Consider the following 17,361-nt stretch of genomic DNA (forward strand, 5'->3'; position numbering starts at 1 on the left):
GCCCAGTGACCTCGCGCGAACGCATCCGGGCCGCGCTTGCAGGCCAGCAGGCGGATCATCCGCCGCTCACCACCTGGTGTTTCGGGCTGCCTGCGCCGGAGCATCTGCGCTGGGAGACCGGCCGGCGCCGGATCGACTACTGGTACTCCATGCGCATGGAGCATCTCCACACCACCACCGTTCCGTGGACGCTGGAGGACGATTTCCGCCGGGTTCTTGCATGGCAGTCGCTGGGAGTAGACGACCTGCTGGACGTGTCGGTGCCCTGGAGCGTCGGCCCAGAGGTGACGTGGGCTGATTCGCGCATCCCGGCGGAGCAGGGCCGGTATCCAGTGATGGTTCGCGAGTACCTGACCCCTTCGGGCAGCCTGCGCCATGCGGTGAAGCAGACGCAGCCGGACCCGCCCGGTTGGCCGGTTCAGCCCGACCATGTGCCGCTGATCGAAGACTTCAACATCCCCCGCGCCGTGGAACACGCGGTCAGCAGTCCGTCAGACGTTCCGGTGATTCAGCACCTCTTCGCGCCGCCGGATGAAGCCGCGCGTGATTGGTTCGCTCATCGCATGGAGGACGTCGGCGCTTTCGCCCGGGCGAAGGGTGTCGCGGTGCAGGCTTGGTCAGCCTTTGGGATGGACGCCGTGGTATGGTTCACCGGCACCGAAGGCGCAATCATGATGGCGCTGGACCAGCCGGAGGCTTTCGGCCAACTGGTGGACATCATCGCGGCGACTGACTACGCGCGCACCGAACTGGCGCTGACCTCGGTGGATGTGGACCTCATCGTGCAGCGGGGATGGTACTCGTCAACCGACTTCTGGTCTCCCGTGCTATTCGACCGTTTCGTCTTCCCGCACTTGTCCGCACTCGCAAACCTCGTGCATCACCACGGCCGCAAGCTGGGCTACGTGATGACCACCGGCGTTGCCAGGCTCGGGCCCCGGCTGGCTGATGCCGGAGTCGATCTGCTGTACTTCGTGGACCCGGTGCAGGACGGCGTGGACCTGAAGTGGGCGCGGGATGAGCTCGCGGAACGTATGACCCTGGTGGGTGGCACGAATGCCCTTAGTCTAGGCAGCGGGGACGCCGCGCGGATTCGCGAAGAGGCTCTGCGCGCCCTGGAGATCCTCGCTCCGACGAACCGCTTCATCCTGCATCCGGTGGACGCGGTCTTCCCGGACACACCTTGGAGCGGGATTGAGGCGCTCATTGATGCCTGGAAGGAGTGGTGGGCGTGAGTCTGCCCAGGCCCGGCTTGCGGGCGCACGTGGCGGTCCTGTCGCTCTCGAGTCCGCTGGAAGTGGGCGCTGATCAGGCCACGGGTCTCGCGGCAGCGCTCGCGAGCATGCTGTGTGAGGAGGGTTGCGAAATCCTTGAACTGGGCTCCGTGGATACGCCCGACAAATCACGGGCCGCCGGGCGCCGGTGCGCCGAGGAGCGCGTGGATGCCATCGCCGGGGTCACGGCAAGCTGGTTCGAGGACTATCTTGTGCTCGACCTCCTCGAGGAGTGGCGCACGCCGGTGCTGCTTTGGTCAACGCCCGGCATGGAGACCGGCGCGCTGTGCGGGACCCAGCAACTCACCTGCTACCTGAAGCAACTGGGCTGGCCCTTCGGGTGCGTTTTCGGCGACCTCGGGGACGAGACATGCCGTCGACGCGCCCTGGGGTACCTGCGAGCAGCCGCGTTGCACGCCCGGATGCGGCGAGCAAGAGTCGGCCTTGCTGGCCGGCGCATCGGCGGGATGACCCACACTTCCCCGAACGAGTTCATGCTCAAGAAGGTGCTGGGCCCGCGGGTCGTGCCGTTGGATCTGCCCGGCCTGCTCACTCGGGCGCGGGAGTTCGGCGCCGGAGAGACTGAGCCGCTGTGGGAGGGTGTCAAAAGCAGCGCCGGGGCTTCGAAGGTGCCGGACGCGGATGGCCTCGACGCGATGGGTGTCTACCTCGCTCTGCGGGAGCTCGTGGAGCAAGAAGGCCTGGACGCGCTCACTGTGGGCTGCTATCCGCATCTCATGGGGCGCGTCTGCCTCGCCGCTTCGCTTCTGGCGGATGATGGTGTCCCGCTAGCGTGCGAGGGTGACGTCAACGGCGCGGTGGGCCAACTCGTGCTGCAGCTACTCACGGGCCAGCCCACCCACCACACCGACTGGCTCAACCCGCTGGAAGACGGCTCGGTGATCTTCACACACTGCGGGTCAGGGTCGTTCTCGCTGGCGCAGAGACTGGACGATATTACCCTAACCGACGTGCGCCTCATGGGACAGGGGGTCTGCGCTTTGTTCCCCGCGAAGCCCGGGGCGGTGACGCTGCTGAGTCTCGTTGCGACAGCCGACGGATACCAGCTAGCGCTTCTCGAGGGCGAGGCTCTGCCCACCGGGATGGTCTTCCCGGGCAACCCGGTGAGGGTTCGCTTCGAGCAGGAGACCGGCGCGCTCATCGACTGGATTCACGCCGAAGGCATCGGCCATCACTGGATGATCGGCTACGGACACGTGGGCGAGCAGGTGCGCGCGTGGGCGGACATGTGCGGCGCCGGCCTGCGCCTGGTTGGGCTCTGATATGTCCCGCGGTCGTCACCTGCCCGCCGCGTAGTCGCTCATCGCTTTCACACGGTCCGCGTTCTTGGGCGGGAGTTCAATGTAGTCGCTCTCCCACAGGAGCAGTTCCACCGCGCCCAGTCTCTCGGCCAGCGCGGTGTCATTGCGGAAGCTCTGGACGGAACCGTTCCATCCGAACAGCCACAGGTCACACTTGCCAAGGGTCTGCTCCTTGAGCCACTTGTAGCTGAGTTCCGCATTGCCACCGGGCCGATAGTAGCCTGCCGCCACCGCCTCGTCCATCAGCCCCTCCTGTGCCCAGGTCTGCACATCGAGAAGCAGGCCGCGCAGGCTGCCGTCGTACGGCGTGTCATTGGGCGCGCCACGGTATCCCCAGGGATTGTGTACCATCACTGAGATCACGCAGTCCGGATCTGCCTCCTCGATGGCCTGCTTCGCCATACGCATGAACTGTGTCTGCGGCTTCGCCCGGACTGCCACCCACCGATCGTCACCGTTGGGGACCTCGTGCGAATCGATCCCGTAAAGGCGTCTGAACTCGGCGATGTTCGGCTCCTCGTATCCGTGGTTCGCGACGCCATCCGGGTCCGTCTGCGGGTTGCAGCGCACGTCGCCGGTGCGTATCCAGTCGAAGAAGATGCCGTCGGGCTTGTACGCCAGGATCTCGCGCACCAGCGCCAGCTTGTACTCGCGCACCTGCGGGAAAGCGAAGCTCTGCTGGGAGCGATATTTCGTGCCGTCGCGGCGCGTCCAGCGGGACTCTGGGTGTTCGCGGTTGAATCGGCTCTCCAGGCCCCAGCCGTGGTCGTCCTCATTGATGGTCAGCCAGGCGTGGACCTCCAGGCCGATCTCGTGGCCGTAACGCACGGCCTCCGCCAGTGAGTCGAACTCTCCCCAGTTGTATTGGGCCAGCTTTTCCAGTACCCAGGTGGAGCCGTGAGTCTTGTGGTAGTTGTCCTCGTCAAAGCCGTGTAAGGGGTCCATGAGCTTGCTGGGGTACATTGCGCGGCCGCCGTCGAAACAGCGCCAGTAGACCCGGCTCCAGCCGCACTCCTTGCAGCGGTCGAGAATCTGTCGGACCCCCTGCGGGCCCCACTCAGGCGCGGGATTGCGCAACATCCAGTCGGAGTGGGTCACCGGAGACCCCAGGCGCACTCGCTGGGGCGCTTCCTGGGCGCCCGCAGATGCCGCAAGAATGAACAACGCGATGGCGAACTGCACGAAGCCGGTATTCATCTCAGTCTCCTGTCTGATGCGGGCGGAATCTGGTCACTCGTCGGTGCCCTGCTTCCGAAGGTGCATGTCCGCGAAGTCCATGTACCGCTCCCAGTCGTAAGGCAGCACGTCATGTCCCCCACTGCGCACATGGTAGCCGATACTGTTCATCACCGGCTGGTCCACTGGCGGCTGCTCACCGTACAGGCCTTTCAGACCGAATAATTCGTACACCGGCGTGGCGTGCAGGCCAGCCAGGAACTCGCCCTTCGGGTCGGCCCACCTGTCTTCCACCGCGCTGGCGATGTACACCGGCCTCGGGGCCATGAGAGCGATGAGCATGTGCTGGTCCACCGGCAGCGCGGCCTCATTGTCGTTGTACTGCCGGAAGTTCAGGCAGAACCAGTGGGGGAAGGCGGTGTTGATTCGCAAGACCGTCTCCCCGTAATTGCGGCGGCTGAGCGACGCGCCGCCACAACCCGAGTTGTTGGAGATGACCAGGGCGAAGCGCTCATCCTGGGCCCCCGCCCATAGCGACGCCTTGCCCAGGCGCGAGTGACCTGTGACCGCGATCTTCGAAGCGTCCACCTCCGGGCATGTCTCCAGGTAGTCCACGATCCGGCTCAGGCCCCAGGCCGAGGCGCCGATGGCTCCCCACTGATCGGGGTCCGGGCGCGTCTGTCCCTCTCTGTAGAAGAGGGGGTGTATCCCATTTTGAAAGCCGTCGTCGAAGTCGGGGTCCAGATCGCCGTAATAGGCAGTGGCCAGACCGTATCCGCGTTCGAGGATGCGCTCTACAGCCCAGCGGGCCGCACCGGTTCCCCGAGATGCCTCTGTCGCGCGGTTGTTCACCACGCCCGGATAGCGATCGGGCAGCCAGCTGGAGCACAGGGTGATCGCCGGGTCATTGCGGATTGAGTGATTGCCCATGAAGTTCAGGCTGACGAAGACCGGAACCGGGCCGTCTGCACGCGCGGGGAGATACAGGAGAATGTCCATGTGTCCATCTTCCTCGCGCCCGGTGAACAGCACCCGCGCTTCTCGGCGGGTCCCGAGGCCGTCCGCGATCTCCGCCGGCGCGCTGAGTTCGCGTATCACCGTCCCCGGATGAGGCCCCGGCGACTTACCATACATATGAGTCTCGAACAGGGCGAGAATTTCGCCACGTCGTTTCGCGCGCCAGGTGTCCGCGTCGGTCACCGGACTTCCATCCAGCATCACCAGCGGGTCCGGCAGCGTGTACTCGCCCACTTGCGATTCGTCGTAGTTCGCGCGCCATTCGGCGCCGGCCTGCGCTACCATGATCATGGCTCCCAGCAGAAGAGTGGTGCGCATATCTTTGCCTCCGAACCATGATTCAGCGCCGAGACACCCGTCACCTGCACCTGGTCCCGCAGGAGTCGCACCCCCGGGCGCGAACTTCCCCCAGGGTGATTCCAAATCATGCCACCTTCTCTTTGGCGCTGTCTAGATGTGGCTGCAATGATCTGCGCTCTGCAGGTTGTCGGGCACTGCGCGCCCGGATTGCAGTTCGTGATGTTCAATGATACGGCGCTGCAACGCCCCGCGTTTGCCGGTGCTGACACCCAACTCAACATGGCGGTGACCGGCTACAGGGACTGTTCGAGACTGTGGCTGGGGCAGATCACCTTTCCCGTCGCCGGCGAGATCATTTTCGAGGCCGAATGTCAGCAAGGCCTGCGGCTGTATGTCGGCGGCACGCTGGTGATTGATGGCTGGGGTCCGGACAGGCCGCGGCGGGGATCAATCAACGCGCGGACAGGAGAGACGCTTCCCCTGCGGCTGGAGTATTACCACCTGGGTGGCGAGGCATTCCTGCGGCTCAAGTGGTCGTGGGAGGGCCATGCGCCCGAACTGGTCCCGCCGTCGGCCCTGTCGTATGCCGATGCAGACGCGGTGCATGCGCAAGCCATCTTGGAAGGCAAGGAGTTGGTCGGAATGGGCAATCAGGGTCCCTACGCGGCTCCGGATGAGCCGGTAGTGTCCGCTCCCGCGGGGGATGAGGAGGACTGCTCCAGCGTGTATATGCCGGGGCAGACCAGTCGGCCGGCGGAACCGTTGAGCCTCGCCGTGGGGCCGCACTTGTTCATCGATGACTACCTTGTGGACCAGACGGACGGCATTACGCGGCGCGTGAACAGGCCATTGCGCGACCCGGACATCCCCAATCCCATCATCACAGGCCGAGAGGATCGCAATTACCAGCCCTTCCTCACAGTCCTGCGCGACCCAGAAACCGGGGTGTTTCGCATCTGGTACGGGGCGTACGGTGAGAGTCCCGACGGGGTCACCTCACATATCGGGTACATGGAGTCCGACGACGGTATCCACTGGAAGCGGCCGGCGCGCCAACTTGAGGACCCCGCGCCCATCCAGTTCGGCAGCAGTGTGATCGACGACGGGCCCGAGTACCCCGACCCGAGCCGCCGCTACAAGCTCGGCTGGTGGAAGGATGGCGGGCTCAAGATCGCCACCTCGCCGGACGGCATAACATGGACGCCCCTTGCGCCATACGTGGTGCTCAAGCACAACCACGACATCACCAACATCATCCGCGACCCGCTGAGGGACCGCTACGTGGCCACCGTGTCCGTCTACACCACGGGCGAAGGCTGGACAGGCAACCGGCGCATCACCCTCCAGAGCGAGAGCGCCGACCTGCTGCACTGGTCCAAGCCCTGGCTGATCATCCGACCCCGGCCCGAAGTGGACCCCGGTGAGACCCAATTCTACGCCATGAATGGTCACCTTTTCCGCGGCAACCTGTGGATCGGGCTGGTGAAAGTCCTGCGCGATGAACTCAAGGCTCCGGGCACTCCGGAGGGCGCTTTTGGTGTGGGACACTCAGCTCTCGCATGGACCCGCGACGGGAAACACTGGGTGCGGGATACCGAACCGTTCTTCGAACCCGACCCCGACCCGGCGGCCTGGGACCATGCCCACGCGTGGCTGGACTGGCAATTGCCCGTGGGCGATGAGGTTTTCATCTACTACGGCGGCTACAAGAGCGGGCACAAGATGAACCGCTACGAAGAGCGGCAGATCGGGCTGGTGCGCATGAAACGCGACCGCTACGTGGCCCGGGAAGCCCGGGGCGAATCGGGAACACTGCGCACGCCGCTGGTGGTGTTGGAGGGCGAGTCAATCACACTCAACGCCCGGGCAGACGGAGAAATCCGGGTCCGCGTCCTGGGTGCGGATGGCCAGACGCTTGATGGCTTTGGCCTGGACGACTGCGCGCCGATTACCGGCGATAGTGTGGCTCATCCGGTGACCTGGCGGAGGGTCTCGCGGATTCCACAGGGCCAGCCGGTGCGTCTGGAGTTCCGCTTGACCGACGCGGAACTGTACGCATTCGATCTGTACTCGGCCGCTGCGGCTGAATAGAGCAATGGAGGCTGACATGCGAATACCCGTGCTGATGGGGGCGCTATTTATGGCGTTGGCAGGCGGCTGGGCAGCTGAACCTGCCGTCACTGGCCCGGAGCTCATCGCAAACGGCGGCCTCGAAGAACTCGCCCCCGATGGGGCAATGCCCGCGGGCTGGCTGGGTTTCTGCACGGCGGACTGGGGCGACTGCGCCGGGCAGGCGCGTGTGTCCGATCAGAACCCTCATCAGGGCGCGCAATGCGTGGAGATGTCCAATGTCCGGACCCTCTATGCTGTCGCCACCCGGGAAGGCGTGCCCATGGACCCTGACCGCACGTACCTGCTCACCGCGTACGTGCGAACGGCATTGAGGCAGGGGCAGGCCGCTTTCCTCGTTGCTTCCTGGCGCGGCGAGAAAGGGTACATCGCGCTGGAAAGTTCGCGCCGGATCACCGGCTCCAAACCCTGGACGCGCCTCTCCCTGCTGCTATCGCCTGCCACTCGCCCGAAAGGAGCGACCAACGCGCAGATTTCGGTACGCGTTTCGGGGACAAGCAACTCCGGTCGTGCCTGGCTGGACTCGGTGTCTCTTCGAGAGTGCCGGCCCGTGCCTCCGGAGCCCATGAACACAGGTGCGCGGCGGCGTCTCATGGACATGGCGCGCGAACTGCTGGTTGAGGTCGAGGTCTGGCGTGACCGGCTGTCCGTGCTCCAGCGCCGGAGGGCGGACCTTGCCACGCTCATCGATACCGGCGGCAGTTTTGACGATCTGCGGTCGAGATGGGGTAATGACGCCGCAAAAGGAACCTTCCTCACTCACCGGCAGCGCCCGCGGTCTGAGTTTGAAAGCAGTCAACCACAAAGCGAGGCCGAGCTTCTCGCGCAACTCGACCGTCTGCACGAGCTTCCGGCATTCCGTGAGCAGTGCTTCCGGGAACTCGACGCTCTTCTCGCGCTCAAGCGCCAACTGGACGCGCACCCTGACCTGCGGAGGTTCTACCTCTGGGCACAGCTGCAGGCGCTTGGCGCAGGCTACCGGGCTGCGAAAGGACCAGACATTGAGATTGTACCGCCCGCGGAGTACGAGCAGGCCCTTGCAGGAGCCTTACCAACCGAGGGAATCATCGCGAACCCGGTCTTCACCGCACCCGGTCGCGCACAGGAAGGGACGCGCATCGTCGCCTTCCGCGCGCGCCTTCAGGAGTTTGAGGCGGGCGATCAGATCTACCTTGGCATCCACGGGCCGGATGGCAAGCCGGCCGGCTTCGGGACCCTCCGCCCAAGTGGCCCGGACATCAGCATGCGCGTGGACGTGCCCAGCGCGCGCCTGTGGTTTCCCGACTGCCCCGTGCTGTATGAGGCCCGGGTTCTGCTCATTCGTGACGGGAAAGCGCTGGACTTCCACCGGCAGATGATCGCCTTCCGGGACATTGCGGTGGCCGAAACTGACGTGGACGCCGCAGGAAGACACGCCTGGGATTGGTCCCTTGCAGACTACGCCCTGACTGTGAACGGGCAGCCGTATTTCATGCGCGGGACCGTCTGCGGCCAGGCGCGCAGCTACCCGGAGGAGGCCTCGCGCGTCTTCGACGAACTGTGGCTGGACTTCCAGCGCACCTACGGCAGCTTCGTGGGCGGGCTCTCGGTGAGTGAAGCCGATGACCTGGCGCGTGCGGGGCTGTACACCATGGGCGGGCTGGCTCCGAGCTACGCGCACATCCGCAGCTACGAGTCCGCAGATGAAGGGTTCGAGGAATACGCGGAAACGTGTGAGGCCTGCGCCTGGGTCGCGGACCATCCGGCCCTGGTCTCTCTGCAGACCGGGAACGAGGCCGAGCTCGAGGTCTGGGGTGCCGACCTGAAAGCCTCGTACGGCGATGACCTGTGGCACTGCTTCAACGAGGCCCACGAGGTCCTGCGACGCGAAGTTGACCCGCGCACTCCGGTGGGTTACGTCCGGGCAACCAATCTGTCGCCGGTACTGCCCGTGCCACGCGATGACTACAGTGGGGTCAACCAGTACACGGGCCGCTACTTCGGCCGGCGGAGTACCATGACATCGGACCTCGGAGCACTCTCACTCGGCTGCGCCCTTGACAATAAGCCGATGGGCATCACCGAGTGGTATGGCCCGAAGTACTCCTGGGCGGGCCGGGGCATTTCCGGGGTGGACGAAGGGGGCGCAGCCCAGTACCTGTTCGACTACTACCGGGCTATGCTCCGTGCGCCCGCTACGATCCACTCCACACAATTCGTGCTCAACTGGGTGCTCACGCCGGTGGAGGACCTGAGCTCAGTACCCCTCGCCGAGGGCCTGAAACAGCGGGATCAGTGGCGCTGGAGCATGTCTTTGGGTGTGCCCTGGTACCCCAATATCTGGCCCGACCTGGAAACTGATACCCCCGGCCGCCGGGCGATGCGCGGCTTCCAGAGCCCGCTGTTCGACCTGTGTGAATCTCCTGGCGAGATCCTTGTCGCGTCCGTCGCCGCGCGAGCTGATGATGCACAGCGCATATCGCGCATGCTCACCGAACTCGGGCGCGAGTCGCGGGTTGCGGGGCTCCCCGACGGTCCCGGACTGGCGGACATCGATGCGAACGTTGTCCTCCTGGGCGGCCTGGGTAACGGGCAGCCTGAAGCCGTCCGCTTCCTGGAAGACCTCGGCGTCATCGGGCGAACCGACAGTGTCTACCCGCCTGCCGGAGGTTTTCTGATCCAGCGACGCGTTCACCCGTTCTTCCCGGACCGCGTGCTGGTGGTGGTGACTGCCGCGGACGACGCGGGAATGCAGGCCGCGATGGCGAAGCTGGCGGCTTCGGCCGAGGGCCTGGGCGAAGCCTATGCCCGGCACGCCTCGTGCGGTCGGGCACTGGCCTTGGTGGACGACAACGACAGCGCCGCGCGGGCCTTCGCACGCTATGTCATGGAGTTCGCCACCCGTGGCGATTTCCTGGGACGCGATGATATCCGGCTGACACTGGACGATTTCCAGTTCGCACCGGACGGCAGTCTTCCGACTGAGCATACCGGACTGGGTGCGGTGATTGTGGCTGCTCGACGGGAGCTTTCCGGGCGCGAGATCGAGGTCCTGCGCAAATTCGCACGGCTGGGCTGCAACGTAATCTGGTCGGCGGCCACCCTCGCGAACAATCCTTCCGTGGCAGCGGATCTTGGCATTGTACTGGGCGAGCGCATCCCACTCTCCGAACGCCTCCCGGTAGCCGACTGGGCGCAGGCGCCTCTGGCCGTACCGGACATGGGAGACGCGGCGCTGGAGCCTTTGCGGAAGTTCGGTGGACTGAAGCCGGAATCGCAGTCATGGGTCGCGGCGACCACCGCGGCAACGCTCCAGGTCGTTGAAGGCTGGCGGAGCGTTGCGGCCTCAGGGCAGGGCGCGCCGGTCGTGGTCATGCGACTGACGGGGGAAGGTTCCGAATGGGTCTTCGGGGCGGATCTCGAGGCCACCGCCGATGCCCTGCTGCTCACCACAACGCGAGGCGCGAAGCACTCCCTCTATGACCGCGACGTGGCCTGCGGTCTGGAGCGGCTCTTTCGCTTGCTTGCTAATGCCTGTGCCTTCCAGAGCGAACCCCGGCCCGCGAGCACTCCCCGGTTGCGGGCAACCATCGTGCCGGACCGCCAAATCTATGCGCCGGGCCGGCAAGCCAGGGTTCGGGTAGTCGTGCGCGATGCCGACGGCAATCCGTGCGACGCCAGCGTGCGCGTGAGCTTTGCCGGCGGCGATCGTTTCCAGGGCCTCCCGGGCCAGGCCCTTCTCTGGACCAACGCCAGGCGCCTCAGCGACGGGGTGTATGAAGTCTCGCAGACCATCAATGAGCAGCAACTCGCGGGTCAGGCCGTCACCGATGTGCGTAAGGCGCGACACCGGTCTCAGTCGATCATGACCATTTTCGCGGACGTGGTGCGCCCCGGCACTGTGGGCGACTGGACCTCGGCCACCGTGCGCGTGGGGGAGGAGACGGACGAGGCAGGCCACATGCAGGAATTGGTGGCGAACTTGCGCGAAGGCCGGATGCGGCTGGTCTTTGGTGTGAGCGATCCGGCTCAGTGGGTCGAACTCAAGGGCAGCTTACGTGCGCCGCTGACTCTGCACGCAGGGCAGCCTGCCACCTTCACGCTGGACATCACCCAGGTCGAGAACGATACGGGCAACGACTGGATGGACGATGCAGCGCTTGTGCTCACACCGATCGGCGGCGGCAATTCTGTCCGCCTGCCGCTTGCTCCGGGGAAGGCCATTGCAGGGCCCTTGGCGTCGGTGGTGAAGAAGCGACCGGAGGACTGCATCGTGGTGTCGAGCGAGAGCCCGGCGCGGTTCGAGGTCACCTGGGAGAATCCCCGTCCGGGCCTGTGGGCGCTTTCTCTCGCCCATCTGTACAGCGACGACTACCACATTGCCGACACCGACCGCCTGCCCCGAGAGGAACGCATCGGCCAGGGCGCGCTGGTGGTCGTACCGTAGCTCAATCGTGTGTGGCTTTCCACAACGGCGAAGCCCCTCCACACCGTCTGGAGGGGCTGCGTTCTTCGCATCCGTCGGCGGTCCGGGCTACGGGTTGACCAGTGATTCGCGGACGCCGAGAGCCATGGCGACGTTGGTGAGATCCGTCCAGACAGGCGGGCTGCTCACGGGAGCGTCCCTCCGCACCTGATCACGCACGGCCCAGTAGGCGGCGACCCTGGAGGGCGGCATCATGCGCTCGAAGATGGTGTTGAACTCATCCGCGCTCGTGGCCCGGTAGGCGGTGAAATAGTCGGCATAGGCCAGCGGCATCAGTTCGGGGTGGGCACCAGAGCCTGCGCCAAAGGGCATTTGCTCGGCCCGGCGGCACATCTCCTCGAAGAGAACCGCCATGCCGCTTGCCGACACGTTCCGCAGCGAGGCGTTGGCTGACCCCAGCGCGTCAAAAAGCACGGGGTCCCCGACATGCCGCGTGAATTCCGCCAGAACCAGGGCCATGATCATCTCGTTATGGGCGATGAACTCGGCGGGCAGGTCGCGGATACGGTAGAAGGCGTAGCGAGCCTGCATGTCCGCCGAGTAGGCGTTGCGGATGGGCGATTCCGCCACGCCCGCTGCCTGCAGGCGGTTGTAGAGCCAGAAGTCGCGCAATGACGCCGGGGGCTCCGTCTTCTCCACAACCAGAGCGTCATTGGCGGCAAACCAGTTGAAGTACTCTTGTTCCTCCTCGCTGGAGTAGAGGAACGCCATGGCATCCGCGATGGTCTCGGAATAGACCGCGGCCCGATTCGGGACCGCCTCGTTCGTGTAGTGTACGTTGTCCGGGCCGTAGGAGTAGCTTCGCCGGTCGATTGAGAAAATGTGACCCCGGCGATGGGACGCATCCTGGGTATGGGTCAGCTCGTGGATGAAAGTGGCATTGACCTTGCGGGCCCGACCGCCCCACTGCGAGTTGTTGGTGAAGGCGTATGCGCCCAGACTCATCTGGCCTGCCCACGGACTGTCGTCTGAGTTGTGCCGGGCCGATGGCCACACACGGTTACCCGCCCCGATCCATGCTCCCCAGTGATGGGCAGCGACCTTCACGGTCCTGCCACCCACAGTCATCGTGGCGTTTAGCGGTTGCAGATCGTTCAGGAGCAGCACTAACACAGGCTTGCGTGTGAGGTCCGTCACGAGACGCGCATATTCCTGGAGCGAGTCGTCGCCGCCGTGGGCGCGGTCCGCCATGAGCGCCTTGACCAGGTTCTGCAGGACGGCGATGCCGCTGGTCGTCCAGAAACTGCCCTCGAAAGTCCCCGCGATGATCGACTCGTTGTTCAAGATCTCCGGGTCCGCCGGCGGGTTCTGGTTGGGGTTGGCCACATAGCGGAAAGACAGGCGGTCCTTGAGTATCTGCTGGTCGGCGGGGGTGGCCTGTACAGGCTGCACAGCGCCGATAGCAATGGTGATGAGCACCGCCGGCACGGAAGTCGTCCATCTGGGTCTCATGCTCGTCCCTCCTCAGGTGGCCGGAACTTCGTCCACGAACAGCACTGCCTCACTGGAGGTCTGTCGTCCGCTGGATACGCTGCGGTTGCCCGTCAGGCGCCAGTTGATCTCGTAGTCGTAGTCGTACTCGTCCCTGGGAAGCATGAACTCGATTTTCTCGGACAACTGGTCCTTCGACGGGTTCAGGGTGGCCTGACGAACTTGCGCAGCCCCCGCCAGGTCATAGTGGATTTTGACCGTTACCAGACGCACCTGGGCATCTTTGAGCATGTCCGCGTCCGCTTGCAGTTCCACAGATCGGCGCTGGTATGGCGGAGCGAGGTTGATCGCACCCTCCGTCGCGTCGCGCCAGGGCTCTTGTACAGTGTTGCCGCCGAAGAAGCTCCACGTGGTCTGGTACTGGTAGTTCAGCCATTTGCTGCGGTTGTTATCGCCTTTCCAGCCATAGAGGAGTTTGAAGTTGTTCCCTTCCTGGTTGAAGTTGTTGCGGTCGATTCGTACCTCATCGTCGGTGATCTCGCCGCTCTCGTGCTTCTTGCGCAAATGCACAGTGACGAAGTTGATGTATTGGCCGAAGTCCGTGGCGTTCATCCCGTCCACGAAGGCTACGATTTCGCGCTGCCTGTAAAGCGGATCGTCCAGGTTGACCTGCCGGAAATGGCTCTCATCATCCATCAGGCTGCGCAGGTCTCCAATGTTCTCATCGAAGCGCAGAGTGAGAGAGTCGGGGGTGAACTTGTTGAGGTCGATCTTGAAGGTGCCGCGCTGGCGGATTCGTTTCATTTCGAAGGCGGCAACCACGGCGAAACTGGGAACGGTGCGCTCCTCACGCGGGGCGCGTGTGGCGGTGGATGGCTGGTCAGTGGGCCTTGCGCGTCGGGCATATTCGCCACCCGTGTCCTCTTCGCGCTGGGCGTCACCATACGACGGACGCGGGGTCTCTTCGCCGCCACCTGCGGGCGCCGCGGTTCCCTCGCCGCCGGCTGCAGCCGCGGCTCCGCCCTCACCGGCTGCAGGGGCCGGAGTTGCGCCCCCGCCTCCACCCGCGGCCGGAGTGCGATCCGCGCCTCCTGCGCCTGTCGTGCCGCCTCCGCCGGCGCCAGCGGCTCTTTCGCGCTCCTCAGCTTCGCGGTTCTCCCGTCTGATCCGCTCGTTCTCACGCTCCGCTTCGGCGCGTGAGTCGCGCAGCATCCGCGATGCCCGGTCCAGCAGGCCGCCGCCGCTCTCTCCGCCAATGCCCGCGAGGGACCCGAGAGAAGGCGTCCCCGTTCCGTTGAGCGGAGAGAACATCATCTCTGTCAGCTTGTTGTAAGCGGTGGTGAGCAAAGTCTCCAACTTCTCATCGCTGCCTACCTGTGTCACTTTGATCGCGCCCTCGCGCTGAAGGTCATCGAAGGCGCCTTTGATCTCCGCCGCAAGGTATGTGCCGGCGATCCCCACTCCGAATGCCTTGTGGTCGTAGATCTGATCGAAGTTGGCCTCAATGACCGCGCGGTGCGGCGAGCGATAGCCGGCCATCTCCATCTCGAAGGTGAAGCTGATGTCGGGAGTGGCGGTCTTGAAGGACTCCCAAAGCACCTTCGCCCCCAACTTTGTCAGCTGCATGGAGATGGCGGCCTTCTGTCCGTCGAGCACAGGCGCGCTGCCCATGCCCACGACCTGAGTGGTAAACCCGCCCTTGGGGTCGGCGAAGCTGGATACGAGCCCGAACCTGCCCGACTTGTAAACGACCGGGCCCTGAATCTTCGCACCGGGCTTGATTCGCTGCAATGCCTGGCGCGCATCGCGCAGCTGCTCGTCGGTGACGTCCAGCGCCACTACCGCGTGGACGATCCCTCCGCCTTCGCCCTCGCGCGCCTCGGGCTGGTCAGCACCAGTGCGCACGTTCTCCACGTACCGCAGGAAGGAGAACTGGGGCCTGCCGTTCTCGTCGGTTGCGAGCCGCGGCTTGTCGGACACGTAATAGTACGTCATCTCATCATTGAGGTCCGGGAACAGGGTGAGCTCCCCGGCGGTGACGGGCTTGTCCAGGAGGATCTGCTGGGCACTCGCGCAGGGCGCCAGCAGCAGAGCCACCCACGCCACCGTGCCGACGGTCAGGCCGAGCCGTGTTGCCTTCATCCCTAGCATCAGCCTCCAATCAGTTCCTTGAAGCGGTCCAGCACTTTCTCGGTAGCGGTCTGTTCCAGTTGTTTGCCGGCATCCTTGTACACGGAAGTCTGCAGCAGATCCTCGGGGATCGTGGCGTAGATGTAGTCGTCGCCCACCTTCGCGCCCCAGGGCAGGACCAACTTGCCTTCGGTCTTGTGGTTCAGGATCAGGCGACACACGTAGCCGCGGCTGTCGCGGTCCATGAAGATCTGGCGCGAGACCAACGGCTGGCCCTGGGCGGGGGACAGGTGAATGTTCTCCTCGGTCTCCTGTCCGAATTTGAAATACCGAATCTGCGCAGTGGCCCGGGTGATCCCACTCGCCTTCATCTCGTCTAGATCACCCTCGAACTCGATGGTGCGGGGCTTCACTGGTGGCGCGAGGGTTACGCCCTCCCAACTGCCCTTGATCCACGGCGGGTTCTCGGGGAACACATTGCCACCCCGCAGGCTCCACTGTGCCTGGTATTCGTACACGTCCGGGTTGGTGTCCTCGCCCCGGGAGTAGGTGACCGTCGCGGAGATGCCTTTCTCTTTGATGTAGTTGGCATCGATGGTCACGTGGTCCTCAAAGTTGTTCCCCTTGTCTCGGGTTTTTCGCACGTTCACAGTCACGTAGTTGACGGCTTCGTCGAACATTTCCTTGGCGTCCAGGTCCAGTATGAAGTTGATGTCCCGGTGCTGGAAGAACGGGTCGTTCAGGTTCACCGTAGCCACGCAGCGCGGGTTGTCGCGCACGCTGTCATACCAGCTCGAAAGGTTCGCAACCACCGAGATCGGGCGCTTGATGGCTATTCGGTAGTTGAGACTGATTGTCTTGTCCTTCTGGGCGAGGGAGTTCTCGATGACGCTGCGGTTGAATGTATACGAGTTACCGTGGCGGATATCGGGGATCTCGTTCTCCTTCTTCTCGTCGCCCTCGGGCGGGGGAGGCATCTCTGGAGAAGCGGGCTCCGCAACGGCCTTGAGGAAGTAGTCGAAGAACGCGTCGCGCACCTTGGCGACCCGCTCATCCGCCACGAGTTCGTCGAACTTGACTTCGACGATGTTTTTCTCCAGCAAGAAGTCGTATTGCTGGCGGATCTCGTCGTAGGAGTACGAATACTGGGGCGTCTCGCTCTTCCAGATGGGTATGCCGAGAAGACTGTATTTCTTGGTCGTAGTTCCGGACTGCCAGCGCTTGTACTCCGCGTTGAGCTCGTTATGATGGGTCTCCAGCTTGGACCAGTGGAAGGTAATGGTTCCCCTGGCCGCGGGGGTGAGCGTGGTGTAGGCGTAGTTCAGCGCAACAGAAAGGTCCGCGATGGAACTGGTCTTGGAGAAAGTGGCGCCCATGAGTTGCGCGCCTTCGGGCGAGAGCCGAGAAGCCGCCGCGACCTTGCCGCCAGGAACCAGCGGCGCTTTCCCGGAAGTGACCAGGGAGTAGGTCAGTCCGCCTTCGCCCTCGTTTGAAAGGGTGCCGGAGACAATCTGGAACGAGCCGGTATCGCCTTCGTACTCCAGCGGCGCGGCCCCCGCGAGTTCAGCGCCCTTGATCTTATCCTTGAGCTTCGCGGCCAGCTCCCGCTCCTGTTCCGGTGTGAGGCCCCACTCCATGAGGAAGTGGAGCAGCCCGCCTTGTGCACCGCCCTGATCCACGCGCTTCTCAGTGGTGTACATGAGAAACAGGAACTCGGGCGTTCCGTCCGGCCTGCGCGCCAGGCGCAGATTGGTGGGCAGATAGTAGTACTTGGTGGCGAAAATCATTGGTCGAAGAGCAAGGGCCAGGCGCGGAGCCACCACCAGCGACGTCCGTACCCCGGCGACGCGCGGAGCGGCATACGCCTGCGGCCGGGTACTCACAATCATCGGCTGAGGCGGCTGCGGCGGCGCAGGGATGCTGGGCGGCGGGATGGATGTGGCCTGGGGCAGCAAGGTCACCTGGGTCCCGTCGTCCAGCACTATCGTTATCGGGTTCTCGTCATCCAGCGCGACGGCGTCTGCGGTCTGGGGCAGGGCGGCAAGGAGCACCAGAACCGCCGGCACCACCTTTGCGATCAAGAGATACCTGCGACTTGTGATTGAGCCCATCGTCT

The 17,361-nt window shown here is 64.4% G+C and carries 9 protein-coding genes; 4 read left to right on the forward strand and 5 right to left on the reverse strand.

Features of this window, described 5'->3' with window-relative positions:
- Positions 1 to 5 precede the first annotated feature (5 nt).
- Together HPY44_07190 and HPY44_07195 are read left to right on the forward strand one after the other, a co-directional pair.
- The gene (locus HPY44_07190) at positions 6 to 1,235 is read left to right on the forward strand and encodes a hypothetical protein (GenBank protein NSW55777.1); all 1,230 of its coding nucleotides are present in this window, start codon (positions 6 to 8) and stop codon (positions 1,233 to 1,235) included.
- Positions 1,232 to 2,557 (forward strand): hypothetical protein, encoded by a 1,326-nt coding sequence (locus tag HPY44_07195; GenBank protein NSW55778.1) that lies wholly within the window; start codon positions 1,232 to 1,234, stop codon positions 2,555 to 2,557. The genes HPY44_07190 and HPY44_07195 overlap by 4 nt, the downstream gene beginning before the upstream one ends.
- A gap of 15 nt (positions 2,558 to 2,572) precedes the next feature.
- Here the strand turns inward: HPY44_07195 and HPY44_07200 are convergent, their stop codons facing one another.
- Positions 2,573 to 3,793, reverse strand: a complete 1,221-nt coding sequence (locus HPY44_07200) for a family 10 glycosylhydrolase (protein ID NSW55779.1) — start codon at positions 3,791 to 3,793, stop codon at positions 2,573 to 2,575.
- 33 nt (positions 3,794 to 3,826) lie between these two features.
- Positions 3,827 to 5,074: an acetylxylan esterase gene (locus HPY44_07205; GenBank protein NSW55780.1), complete on the reverse strand. Its 1,248-nt coding sequence runs from the start codon at positions 5,072 to 5,074 to the stop codon at positions 3,827 to 3,829.
- Between the two features lie 141 nt (positions 5,075 to 5,215).
- Between HPY44_07205 and HPY44_07210 the strand changes: the two genes are divergently transcribed.
- Both HPY44_07210 and HPY44_07215 read left to right on the forward strand, forming a co-directional pair.
- A complete protein-coding gene (locus HPY44_07210; GenBank protein NSW55781.1) occupies positions 5,216 to 7,180 on the forward strand; it encodes a hypothetical protein in 1,965 nt (654 codons plus the stop codon).
- A 16-nt stretch (positions 7,181 to 7,196) separates the two neighbouring features.
- On the forward strand, positions 7,197 to 11,645 hold the full coding sequence (locus HPY44_07215) for a hypothetical protein (protein ID NSW55782.1): 4,449 nt from the start codon (positions 7,197 to 7,199) through the stop codon (positions 11,643 to 11,645).
- An 87-nt stretch (positions 11,646 to 11,732) separates the two neighbouring features.
- Here HPY44_07215 and HPY44_07220 read toward each other — a convergent pair whose 3' ends face one another.
- The 3 genes from HPY44_07220 to HPY44_07230 are packed head-to-tail and all read right to left on the reverse strand — an operon-like array spanning position 11,733 to position 17,356.
- Entirely contained in the window at positions 11,733 to 13,136 is a 1,404-nt protein-coding gene (locus HPY44_07220) for a hypothetical protein (GenBank protein NSW55783.1), read from the reverse strand.
- 12 nt (positions 13,137 to 13,148) lie between these two features.
- On the reverse strand, positions 13,149 to 15,257 hold the full coding sequence (locus HPY44_07225; protein NSW55784.1) for a hypothetical protein: 2,109 nt from the start codon (positions 15,255 to 15,257) through the stop codon (positions 13,149 to 13,151).
- 8 nt (positions 15,258 to 15,265) lie between these two features.
- Positions 15,266 to 17,356 carry a hypothetical protein gene (locus HPY44_07230; GenBank protein NSW55785.1) on the reverse strand — a complete coding sequence of 697 codons (2,091 nt, stop codon included), beginning with the start codon at positions 17,354 to 17,356 and terminating at the stop codon, positions 15,266 to 15,268.
- Between the last annotated feature and the right edge of the window lie 5 nt (positions 17,357 to 17,361).

The organism is Armatimonadota bacterium, from assembly GCA_013314775.1.
GTDB lineage: Bacteria > Armatimonadota > Zipacnadia > Zipacnadales > JABUFB01 > JABUFB01.